This is a genomic window from Clavibacter lycopersici, from assembly GCF_003576405.1.
In the GTDB taxonomy this organism is placed as follows: Bacteria; Actinomycetota; Actinomycetes; order Actinomycetales; family Microbacteriaceae; genus Clavibacter; species Clavibacter lycopersici.
On the sequence record NZ_QWGT01000125.1, the window covers coordinates 1 to 8228 of the forward strand.

Annotated in this window: 6 protein-coding genes and 1 pseudogene; 1 reads left to right on the forward strand and 6 read right to left on the reverse strand. The window is 73.0% G+C overall.

The features are described 5' to 3' along the window. Positions 1-336 (reverse strand): annotated as a pseudogene (locus tag DZG00_RS09490) (Rne/Rng family ribonuclease); the annotation flags it as partial. Positions 337-639: 303 nt separating this feature from the next. On the opposite strand from DZG00_RS09490, the gene DZG00_RS09495 reads away from it, so the two are divergent. Beyond that, on the forward strand, positions 640-1248 hold the full coding sequence (locus tag DZG00_RS09495) for a vitamin K epoxide reductase family protein (protein WP_119382020.1): 609 nt from the start codon (positions 640-642) through the stop codon (positions 1246-1248). 61 nt (positions 1249-1309) lie between these two features. Here the strand turns inward: DZG00_RS09495 and ndk are convergent, their stop codons facing one another. From ndk to DZG00_RS09520, 5 genes are all read right to left on the reverse strand, one after another. Beyond that, a complete protein-coding gene (gene ndk, locus DZG00_RS09500; protein ID WP_119382021.1) occupies positions 1310-1729 on the reverse strand; it encodes a nucleoside-diphosphate kinase in 420 nt (139 codons plus the stop codon). Between the two features lie 9 nt (positions 1730-1738). Then, the gene (locus DZG00_RS09505; RefSeq protein ID WP_119382022.1) at positions 1739-2236 is read right to left on the reverse strand and encodes a DUF4233 domain-containing protein; all 498 of its coding nucleotides are present in this window, start codon (positions 2234-2236) and stop codon (positions 1739-1741) included. Then, positions 2233-3801, reverse strand: coding sequence for a bifunctional folylpolyglutamate synthase/dihydrofolate synthase (locus DZG00_RS09510; protein WP_119382023.1), 1569 nt, complete (start codon positions 3799-3801; stop codon positions 2233-2235). The genes DZG00_RS09505 and DZG00_RS09510 overlap by 4 nt, the downstream gene beginning before the upstream one ends. After that, a complete protein-coding gene (gene ileS / locus DZG00_RS09515; protein ID WP_119382024.1) occupies positions 3798-7100 on the reverse strand; it encodes an isoleucine--tRNA ligase in 3303 nt (1100 codons plus the stop codon). The genes DZG00_RS09510 and ileS overlap by 4 nt, the downstream gene beginning before the upstream one ends. Before the next feature lie 255 nt (positions 7101-7355). Further along, positions 7356-8114 (reverse strand): class I SAM-dependent methyltransferase, encoded by a 759-nt coding sequence (locus DZG00_RS09520; RefSeq protein ID WP_119455568.1) that lies wholly within the window; start codon positions 8112-8114, stop codon positions 7356-7358. Positions 8115-8228 lie beyond the last annotated feature (114 nt).

The following is an 8228-nucleotide window of genomic DNA, read 5'->3' on the forward strand; positions in this document are numbered from 1 at the left end:
GTCCGCGGGGGCGGTCGCCGGGCCGGACGCGTCGACGCTGGCGTCGTCCGGCTGGGCGGCCGCGGGAGCGGATGCGGGGGTGCTCGCGCGGCGGGAGCGTCGGACGACCGGCGCTTCCTGCTGGTCGGGCGTGGACGTGGTGTCGTCGTTCTCGTTCAGGGTGTGGCCCTTCGCTTCGGAGGCGGCGGACGCACCGCTCGCCTCGGGGGTCGCGGACGCGGGGAGGGCGGCGGTGCCGCCGGTCCTCGTCGCCGCGGTCGGCTCGGCGCGGCGGCCCGTGAGCCGCTCGAAGAGGCTGGGTCGCCTCCTGCCGGTGTTCTCGTCTCTCTCCACCATCTCTGGTGCACTCCTCAACCGGTCGTACGGCCGCGCCGTACCCGGTAGCTCTCCGAGTGGATCCCCGCCTCCGCGGCTCTCCGTCGATCCTGGTCTGCGACGACCGGCCCGAGGCTTCGGTCGTGCGCACTGGTACGGAACTGGCTATCCGCCGCCGGACGTGCCGGGCGGCCCGGGTCTGCCCCGGGAAAGACTCTTCATGGCGGTCGTCCCGCGCGGCGGTCCGACCTGCCAGCCAGTATCGCACGCCGACGCCCACCCGGCCGTCAGGGTCGGCGCTCCCCCGTCTGCCATGATCGCCGCATGACCGCCACCCGGGCCCCCGCGCGTCCCCGCTCCCTGGCCCTGCTGCTCGTCCTCACGGGCGTCGTCGGCTGGATCGGGTCGTTCGTCCTGGTGCTCGAGCGGCTCAACCTGCTGGAGAACCCGGGCGCGTCGCTCTCGTGCGACATCAACCCATTCATCTCGTGCGCGACCGTCATCGAGTCGCCGCAGGGATCGCTCCTCGGCTTCCCGAACCCGCTCATCGGGGTCGCGTCGTTCGTGGTGCCGATCGTCATCGGCATGGCGCTCCTGGCGGGCGCCCGGTTCGCGCGCTGGTTCTGGACGCTCTTCGCGGTCGGGACGCTCGGCGGCTGGCTGCTCGTGACGTGGCTCTTCACGCAGAGCGTCTTCGTCATCGGCGCGCTCTGCCCCTACTGCCTGCTGGTGTGGAGCGCGATGATCCCGCTGTGGTGGGGCACGCTGTCAGCCACCGCGCGTGCGGGGCTCCTGCCGGTGCCGGCGGGGATCCGCCGGGCGGCCGACGCCGTGGCGCCGTACACGTGGGCCGTCGTCGTCCTCAACTACGCGATCATCGTGGTCGCCATCGTCGCGACGTTCCCCGCGCTCATCCCCACGCTCCTCGGCTGAACGGGGCGGAGACGAGGAGGGGCCGACCGGATCACCCGGTCGGCCCCTCCTCGTGCGTCGGCTAGAACCAGAGGGCGAGCTCGCGCGCGGCGGACTCGGGCGAGTCGCTGCCGTGCACGAGGTTCTGCGCGACGGCGAGGCCCCAGTCGCGGCCGAGGTCGCCGCGGATCGTGCCGGGGGCGGCGCCCGTCGGGTCGGTCGTGCCGGCGAGCGAGCGGAAGCCCTCGATGACGCGGTTCCCCGCGACGCGCACGGCGACCACGGGTCCGGACTCCATGAACTCGACGAGCGGCTCGTAGAAGGGCTTGCCCTGGTGCTCCTCGTAGTGCTGCTCGAGCAGGGCGCGCTCGGCCTGCACCATGCGGAGGTCGACGATCTGGTAGCCCTTGGCCTCGATGCGGCGGAGGATCTCGCCGGTGAGGCCGCGGGCGACGCCGTCGGGCTTGACGAGGACGAGGGTCTCCTGGACGGGAGCGGTCATGGGTGTCTCCTACGGGGTGGGAGCCGGCGGCTCGGTGGTCGGTCGATGGTCGGTGGGGCGGTCGTCGCCGGGGGCGGGAGTGTCGTCCGCAGCCGCCTGCTCGTCGAGCATGGCCTGCTCCCACGCGCCGCGGGCCGCGGCCTTCTCGCGGTCGATGCGGGCGCCCTGCACCATGGCGTAGACCCAGAGGAGCAGGAAGAAGCCGCCGACGGCGAACATGGCGGGCAGCACGAAGCCGGTGAGGACGACGAGCACCTGAACGACCCACCCGGCGCGGACGCCGAGCGGCGTCCGCAGCGTGCCGACGACGGCGAGCATGGCGAGCACGAGCAGCGCCCCGCCGCCGAGGGCCGGCAGCGGCGGCAGGGCCTCGAGGCCGAAGGCGACGAGGCTCGCGAGGAAGACGACGATGACCTGGAAGCCCATGACGATGGATCCGAGGATCTCGACCGTCGTCCGGGGCGGTCGCGGTCGCCTGGTGCGGGCCGGGCGCCCGTCCGCGCTCACGCGGTCTTCCAACCCTCGTCGGCGGCGTGCGCGATGGCCTCGCCGACGAGGAGGATCGAGCCCGTCACGAGCGCCGCGCCCTTCTCGGTCTCGCCGGCCGAGTCGCGCGCGTCCTCGAGGGCCGTGCGGAGGTCGGGCTCGACCGTGACGCGGTCGCGGCCGACGACGCCGACGACGATGCGCGCCAGCTCGTCGGGATCCACCGAGCGCTCCGACGTGGATCGCGTGACGATGAAGTGGTCGACGACGGGCGCGAGCTCGCGCACGATGCCCTCGGCGTCCTTCTCCGCGAGCACGCCGATCACGGCCGTGACCCGGTCGAAGGTGAAGTAGACGGGCAGCGCGGCGGCGAGCGACGCGGCACCCGCCGGGTTGTGGGCCGCGTCGACCAGCACGGTCGGCTCCGTGCCGACGACCTGCAGGCGACCGGGGCTCGTCGCGGTGGCGAGGCCCTCGGCGAGGACGTCGTCGTGGATGGCGTGGTCGCCGCCGCCGAGGAACGACTCGACCGCGGCGATCGCGACCGCGGCGTTCTGGGCCTGGTGCGCGCCGAACATCGGCAGGAACACGTCGCGGTAGGTGCCCGCGAGGCCCTGGACGCTGATGACCTGGCCGCCGACCGCGAGGGTCGTGTCGAGGAGGCGGAACCGCTCCCCCTCCATCGACCACGTGGACTCGGTGAGCTCGGCTGCGCGCGTGAGCTCGGCCACGACCTCGGGGGCCTGCGCGCTGGACACGACGTCCGCGGCGGGCTTCACGATGCCCGACTTCGTGCGCGCGATCTCCGCGACGGTGGATCCCAGCCGCTGCGTGTGGTCGAGGGAGACGGGCGTGAAGACCGCGACCTGGCCGTCGCCGACGTTGGTCGAGTCCCACTCCCCGCCCATGCCGACCTCGATCACGGCGACGTCGACGGGCGCGTCGGCGAACGACGCGAACGCGAGCACCGTGAGGGCCTCGAAGAACGTGACCGGCTCCTCGCCCGCGGCCACGAGCTCCCGGTCGACCAGATCGATGAACGGTTCGACGTCGGCCCAGTTGCGGCTGAGCGCCTCGTCGGTGATCGGCACCCCGTCGACCACGATCCGCTCGTTGAAGCGCACGAGGTGCGGGCTCGTGAACAGGCCCGTGCGGAGGCCGGCGGCGCGGAGGATGCTCTCGGTGATCCGGCTCGTGGAGGTCTTCCCGTTGGTGCCCGTGATGTGCACGATCGGGTACGCGCGCTGCGGGTCGCCGAGGAGCTCGACGACGCGGCGGGTGGCGGACAGGCGCGGCTGCGGCGCCTGCTCCCCCACCCGTGCGAGGAGCGCCTGGTAGACGGCGTCCCCCTCGCGCTCGAAGTAGTTCTCGTCGTCGACCTCGCGGCCCGCGACGATCGACTGCTCGGCCTCGCGGCGGAGCTCGGCCGCGTCGTCGGCGAAGAGCTGGTCGTCGCTCAGCCCGTCGACGTCGGGGTCGAGGGCACGCGCGGCGGCGTCGACGCCCTCGTCCGTCTCCGGCTCGAAGTCGTCGTCGCGCCGGGGCTCGTCGTCGTCGAAGGCGCGTCCGCCCCGCTGGTCGCTCATGCTCGCTCCACCTCGATGTACAGGGGCGATCCGCCGCCGACGGTGATGCCGGGGTCCGATGCCTGGGCGTCCGCGTCGATCCGCAGCGCCACCGCCAGGGTCTCACGGGCGATGAGGTCGCGGAACCGCTCGGCCTGCTCGGCCCCCGCCGCGTCCAGGCGGATCACGAGGGAGATGCGGTCGCTCACGTCGAGCCCCGCGCCCTTCCGCGCGTCCTGCACGTTGCGAACCACGTCGCGCGCGAGCCCCTCCGCCTCGAGCTCGGGGGTGAGCGCGGTGTCGAGCAGCAGGAAGCCGCCGCCCGGCAGCAGCGCGAGCGCCTGGTCGGCGCGGTCGCCCGCCACCTCCAGCACGAGCTCGTACTCGCCGGCCACGAGCGGCACGCCGCCCGCGACGACCTCGCCGTGGACTTCCGTCCAGTCGCCCGAACGGGCGGCCTGGATCACCTGCTGCACGCCCTTGCCGAGGCGGGGCCCTGCGGCGCGGGCGTTGACGGTGAGGCGCCGGGTGATCCCCGCGTCGGCCGCGCTCGTGGGCGTCAGCTGCACGACGGACACGGCCTTGACGTTGAGCTCGTCGCGGAGGATGTCCTCGAACCGGGCGAGGCCGTCGGCGTCGTCGCTCACGACCGTGAGGAGCGCGAGCGGCTGGCGCACGCGGAGGCCGGACTGCTTGCGCAGCGAGAGCGCGGTCGAGGCGATCTGGCGGACCCGGTCCATCACCTCGACGAGCCGGTCGTCGGCGGGCAGGTCCTCGGGCTCGGGCCAGTCCTCCAGGTGGACGCTGCGGCCGCCCGTGAGGTCCTTCCAGATGCGCTCGGACACGAGCGGCAGGAGCGGCGCCGCGACGCGCGTCACGGTCTCGAGGACCGTGTACAGGGTGTCGAACGCGCGCGTGTCGCCCGCCTCCGTGCCCGCCCAGAACCGGTCGCGGCTGCGGCGCACGTACCAGTTGGTGAGCACGTCGGCGAAGTCACGCAGCGACGCGGCGGCCAGCGTCGAGTCGAGAGCCGTCATGTGCTCGGTGACCTCGGTCACGAGGCGGCGGGTGCGGGCCAGGATGTAGCGGTCCAGCACGTCGTCGCTCGTCGTGTCGCGCGTCGCCTCGTACCCGCCGGGCTGCGCGGAGTTCGCGTAGAGCGAGAAGAAGTACCACGTGCTCCAGAGCGGGAGCAGCACCTGGCGGACGCCCTCGCGGATGCCCTCCTCGGTGACCACGAGGTTGCCGCCGCGGAGCACGGGGCTCGCGAGGAGGAACCAGCGCATGGCGTCGGATCCGTCGCGGTCGAAGACCTCGTTGACGTCCGGGTAGTTGCGGAGCGACTTCGACATCTTCTGGCCGTCGTTGCCGAGGACGATGCCGTGGCTGACGACGCTCGAGAACGCCGGCCGGTCGAACAGCGCGGTCGACAGCGCGTGCAGCGTGTAGAACCAGCCGCGGGTCTGGCCGATGTACTCGACGATGAAGTCCGCCGGGCTGTGCTCGTCGAACCACTCGCGGTTCTCGAACGGGTAGTGCACCTGCGCGAAGGGCATGGATCCCGAGTCGAACCAGACGTCGAGCACGTCCTCGATGCGGCGCATCGTGGAGCGGCCGGTCGGATCGTCGGGGTTCGGGCGCGTGAGGTCGTCGATGAACGGCCGGTGCAGGTCGGTCGGGCGCACGCCGAAGTCGGCCTCGAGCTCGTCGAGGCTGCCGTACACGTCGATCCGCGGGTAGGCCGGGTCGTCGCTCTTCCACACCGGGATGGGGCTGCCCCAGAACCGGTTGCGGCTGATCGACCAGTCGCGCGCGTTCCCGATCCACTTGCCGAACTGGCCGTCCTTGACGTTCTCGGGCGTCCACTCGATGTCCTGGTTGAGGCGCACCATGTCGTCGCGGAAGTCGGTGACGCGCACGAACCAGCTGGAGACGGCCTTGTAGATGAGCGGGTTCTTGCAGCGCCAGCAGTGCGGGTACGAGTGCTCGTAGCTGGCCTGGCGGATGAGGCGGCCCTGCGCCTTGAGCATGCGCGTGAGCGTCCTGCCCGCGTCCGACCACAGCTCGCCGGCGACCTCGGGGACGGTGTCGACGAAGCGCCCGCCCTCGTCGAGCGACAGGATCACGGGGATCCCGGCGGCGGCGCAGACCTGCTGGTCCTCCTCGCCGTAGGCCGGGGCCTGGTGGACGATGCCGGTGCCGTCGGTGGTCGTGACGTAGTCGGCGACGAGCACCTGCCACGCGTTCTCCGTGCCGAACCGCTCGGTGTCGGCGTAGAAGTCCCAGAGGCGGTCGTAGGAGACGCCCTCGAGCTGGCGGCCGAGCACGGTGCGGGAGACGGCGGCCCGCGCGTCCTCGGCGGACGCGTAGCCGAGGTCCTTCGCGTAGTTCCCCACGAGGTCCTGGGCGATGAGGTACTCGGACCCGAGCACCTCGGCCGCGAGCTGCAGGGACGACGCGCGCGGCAGGGAGTCGGGCGCCTCGGAGTCGGGCGTGCCCGCGGGACCGGCGGGGACCACGGCGTACGTGATGTCGGGCCCGACCGCGAGCGCCATGTTGGTGGGCAGGGTCCAGGGCGTGGTCGTCCAGGCGAGCGCGCGCACGGCGGTGAGGCCGAGCGACTCGGCCTTGGCGCCGACGAGCGGGAACGTGACGGTGACCGACTGGTCCTGGCGCATGCGGTAGACGTCGTCGTCCATCCGCAGCTCGTGGTTGCTCAGCGGGGTCTGGTCGTGCCAGCAGTACGGCAGCACGCGGAAGCCCTCGTAGGCGAGGCCCTTGTCGTGCAGCTGCTTGAACGCCCAGATCACCGACTCCATGAAGTCGAGGTCGAGCGTCTTGTAGTCGTCCTCGAAGTCGACCCAGCGGGCCGAGCGCGTGACGTAGTCCTCCCACTCGCCCGTGTACTCGAGCACCGAGCGACGGGCGACGGCGTTGAACTCCTCGACGCCCATCTCCTCGATCTGGCTCTTCTCGGTGATCCCGAGCTGGCGCATCGCCTCGAGCTCGGCGGGGAGGCCGTGCGTGTCCCAGCCGAAGCGGCGGTGGACCTGCTTGCCGCGCATGGTCTGGAAGCGCGGGAAGGCGTCCTTCGCGTAGCCGGTGAGGAGGTGCCCGTAGTGCGGCAGGCCGTTGGCGAAGGGCGGGCCGTCGTAGAAGACCCACTCGTCGCATCCCTCGCGCTGCTCGACCGAGGCGCGGAAGGTGTCGTCGCGCTTCCAGAACGCGAGGATGCCCTTCTCGACGTCCGGGAAGCGCGGGCTCGCGGCGACCTGGTCGGGCGCGCCCGGGTCGTCGGGGACGGGACGGGGGTAGGTCATGGCATCTCCTGCGGCGTCGGGCTCTCCGCGAGGACGCCCGGATCCCATGTGCGGATCCCCGAGCGCGGTACCACCCCGCTTGCCACGCGACGCGCGGCCACTCTCCTGAGGCGATGACGGGCCCGACCCGTTCGGTTCTACTCGCCGTGTCCTTCGCGGCTTTCTTCCGAAGGCTCCCCGGTGATGGCCGGATCGGCGCCTGTGACACAGATCCTAGCGCGCCGCCGTGGTGGGACCGGGCGCGCACGGCCGTGCCTAGCCGCCGAGCTCTGCGCGGTAGGCGTCGGCGCGCCACGGGAGCTCGAGCGCGTCGCGGCCGCTCGTGTCCGGGTGGCCGGCGAGGAGCGTCCGGATGTCGTCGAGGACGCGGGCGCGCTCGTCGTCGGGGAGCACGATGATCCGGCTGATGGATCCGGCGAAGCCCACCACGTCCTCCGGGGTGACGCGGTGCAGGTGCGGGAAGGACGCGTGCTCGACCGGGCCGAAGCCGGGGAACGGGCCGGGCTCCGTGACGCGGCCGGTGGGTCGGGTGCCGGGGTGGAGGAGGACGTCGAGCTCGCGGACCCAGTCGACCTCGCTGTCGAGGACGTTCCAGACGATGCCGAGCCGTCCGCCCGGGCGGAGGACGCGCGCGGCCTCGCGGGCGGCGGTGCCCGGGTCCATCCAGTGCCACGCTGTCGCGACCAGGACGGCGTCCTCCTCGCCGTCGCCGAGGGGCAGCGCCTCGCCGCTGCCCGCGCGCACGTCGACCTCCGGCGCGGACGCCCGGAGGACCCGCCGCATCTGGGCGTCGGGCTCCACCGCGGTGACTGCGAGGCCGCGCGCGGCGAGCAGGCGGGTGAGCTTCCCGGTCCCGGCGCCGAGGTCCACCACGCGGCGGGCGCCGGCCGGGAGCATCCAGTCGACGGCCTGGTCGGGGTAGCCGGGGCGCACGCGGTCGTACTGGTCGGCCACCGACCCGAACGAGGACGCGAGGACGGAGTGGTCGGGCTGCGGGACGGCGTCGGCGGTCATGCGCCCATCCTGGTCCGCCGCGGCCCGTGCCGGGACGCGCCCCGCCGGTCAGCCGATGGTGGCGGCGAGGGCCGGGCGGAGCGGATCGAGCGCCCGGCGGACGGCCAGGTCGAG